At 37.3% G+C, this 2782-nt stretch carries 2 protein-coding genes and 1 pseudogene; 2 read left to right on the forward strand and 1 reads right to left on the reverse strand.

Features of this window, described 5'->3' with window-relative positions; all coding sequences use genetic code 11:
* Positions 1-195: pseudogene (locus tag H540_RS30635) on the forward strand (IS4 family transposase); the annotation flags it as partial.
* A gap of 324 nt (positions 196-519) precedes the next feature.
* Here the strand turns inward: H540_RS30635 and H540_RS0121880 are convergent.
* Positions 520-720 carry a hypothetical protein gene (locus H540_RS0121880; RefSeq protein WP_028402388.1) on the reverse strand — a complete coding sequence of 67 codons (201 nt, stop codon included), beginning with the start codon at positions 718-720 and terminating at the stop codon, positions 520-522.
* A 375-nt stretch (positions 721-1095) separates the two neighbouring features.
* Between H540_RS0121880 and H540_RS30640 the strand changes: the two genes are divergently transcribed.
* A complete protein-coding gene (locus H540_RS30640) occupies positions 1096-2526 on the forward strand; it encodes a hypothetical protein (protein WP_051317234.1) in 1431 nt (476 codons plus the stop codon).
* The last annotated feature ends 256 nt before the right edge of the window (positions 2527-2782 follow it).

The raw sequence follows: 2782 nt of genomic DNA on the forward strand, positions 1-2782 counted from the left end.
ATAATTAAAGATTACTTCTTACTTTTTCATCAAGCATTACAAAAAAACACCCAAGAATTATCAAAGGTTCTCCTTCGTCTGTTTAACCTCCTACAGCAAAACGGACGAAAATCTCATCGGTACGAGAAAAAGACAGTCTTTGATATTTTGGGTGTTGTTTATAATTATACCACTCCGGCTCATCAGGTAGCATAGTTAAAAAATAAACCCATTCGGGTTTATTTGGTATGCGTACTTTTAAAACATCTGTAAAAGGTAATAAAAAACTACTTGGAAAACCTTAACTTTTATATCCAAATGTATCTTAAGTTGATGGATGTGGGGTAGCGGCACATCGCCATCAAGTTAAGAATTTCGTTGTTCCCCAAAACAAAAAATGAGCTGAATTCTCATAAGCAATTGTGGAAAGATAAAATTTTCGTTTTGGAGTACTTCAAAATATTAGCTTGATGGGTATGGCGTGCTACCCCAATAATAAATAATGCCCAAAACTATAAATAAGCTTTGGGCATTTTGCTTTCATTCTTGAATCTGCTCATACTTATTTCCTTCCGTATCCTTAATTTCAATTTCTCCTGGAACTGATGAGATATGAAAAATAAGCATAGGATTTTTTTCTTTTGTCATTCCTTCTATTTTTACTGTTATTTCTGTCTTTTGTTCCGTAGCATCAATGTTTTTAATATGTATTTTTCCGTGTGGTTTTTGTTGCCCCTGCATTAAGATAATGGTTTTCCCGCTTCCCTCTGATCCTGCCTTAAATGATATACCCCCCCTAATACTTGGATCTTCCTGGACTTTCTTTACATATTGTTCGTTAATATCATCATATCTAGAACACGGCTAGAGAGCCAAAACCCACACAATTACGGCAATGTATAGAATCTTGCATATTTCATAATGTTCGATAATAAGGGAAATGTTGATATCATGGGAATGGTGGGGATAACCAACTTCCGATAATGAGATGTTATGTAAACCTCACATGTATATGATATTCACCAGTTTTTAGTATTTGTCCAAGCATTCTATTGAATCTTGTATATATTGAATATATACAAGATTCAATAGAATATTTCATTTAGGAGTGAAGAAATGAGCTCTAATAAAAAATATCGTCAAAAATATATGCCTTACACAACTAAAAAAAATGGCTATACGTATGAGAGTGATGACATTCATTGTAGTAGTCAAGAGTTTAAAAAGCACTTTCCAGAGTTATGTGGTAATCAAGATAATAATGCTAAATTACAAAATAGTAATAGTCTACAAAACATGAATACAGCTAAACCATTAAATTCTCTATCAGATCCGGTTAATGTTGATATCACAGGATTCGTTCCAAATTCTCAGAACGAGCCAAGTGTAGCACAGGTGAACGCTAATACCATTCTTGTTGCAGCAAATGATTTTCGCAGTGGATCCGCCCAAATTGGACTTTATCGTTCTACAGATGGGGGTTTTTCGTGGGACACAAGCACTACTTTACCTAATCCAGAAGGGTTTCAATTTAATGGGGATCCTTATGTGAGGGTAATAGATAATACAGCCATAGTGAGCGGAGGTGCATTTAATGTTAGTAATGGTGTGAATACTCAAGGAACAATTGTTTCTTATGTGTCTAGCGACAGTGGCAGTTCATTTTCTGGACCATTCGTGGTTACTTTCGGGTCCAGCGAAATCCACAACGATAAACCTTATCTTGCCATCGACAAGTCTGATTTCAGCTCATTTCGAGGTATGGCCTATATAAGTTACACTCAGATCACCGGTGGCTCCAATACAATTTTATTCCAGAGATCTTTTGATGGGAAATTTTGGGATCCACCAAAACTTCTTAGTATCCCAGGTCACATTGCAACTGGATCCAGTGTAGCAGTAGGACCTAGAGGACAGGTGTATGTTGGGTGGATTGACTTTACATCGAACACCTTTGAAGTAGCCATATCGTTTGATGGAGGTGCCACTTTTCCATCTGATTTTCGTACTAGGGTATCGTCTATAACCCCTTTAACCGGTGGCCCCCTCCCCCCATTTAAATTTAATGCTAAAACCTTTGCCTTCCTTGCAACTGATATCTCAACTGGCCCTAATAGCGGAACCGTATATGCAGTATGGATGGACAATGGCAGCGGGAGCGCACAAATCATGCTGTCTAGTTCCACTACCTCAGGTTTAATTTGGTCGCTTCCCGGACCGATTAACGATAGCCCTTTTGGTACCCAGAATTTCTTCCCTGCTATTGCTGTTTCTCCTAGTGACGGCACAGTAAGTGTGGTTTATTACACAAACAGAGTGACAAGCACACTGATTGATGTTTTCATCGCAACGTTAACACCTGGAGGAGCTTCATTTACAAACAGCAGACTATCTAATGATTCGTTTGACCCCCAAGCATTTAACACTATTGGGGACTATATCGATATCGATACGGGTGGAAGTGTAGCTGTCTGGACGGGCATACCAACTAACAAAGAAGATATTTTCATTGGATTCGGGCTTATCCCTCCTTCTTCTAATGGGTAGTTTATCTCGCTGATGTATTCTTTCGAGATACGAATCAGTATAAATTAAAGTTCTGGTGCAAAAACTACTTGCTAGAAACATAGAGTGTTAATTTTCTTTAATATGACAGTTATTTGAAATCACGATAAATTTTCTCTTTCTTTATTTAGGTTTTGACCTTACTCTATTTTTTGATTGGAGAATTAAATTAAATGACTTCTGATAACCCTGATTATGTAAACAAGAGCTGCCTGGAAAGGCAGCTCTCTCTATTTTT

It is taken from the genome of Ectobacillus panaciterrae DSM 19096, from assembly GCF_000430785.1.
Classification (GTDB): Bacteria; Bacillota; Bacilli; order Bacillales; family Bacillaceae_G; genus Ectobacillus; species Ectobacillus panaciterrae.

Bases quoted from the DNA above. Each gene is read 5' to 3' on its own strand.
- H540_RS0121880 (WP_028402388.1), bottom strand. From the start codon at position 720: ATGCAGGGGCAACAAAAACCACACGGAAAAATACATATTAAAAACATT.
- H540_RS30640 (WP_051317234.1), top strand. From the start codon at position 1,096: ATGAGCTCTAATAAAAAATATCGTCAAAAATATATGCCTTACACAACT.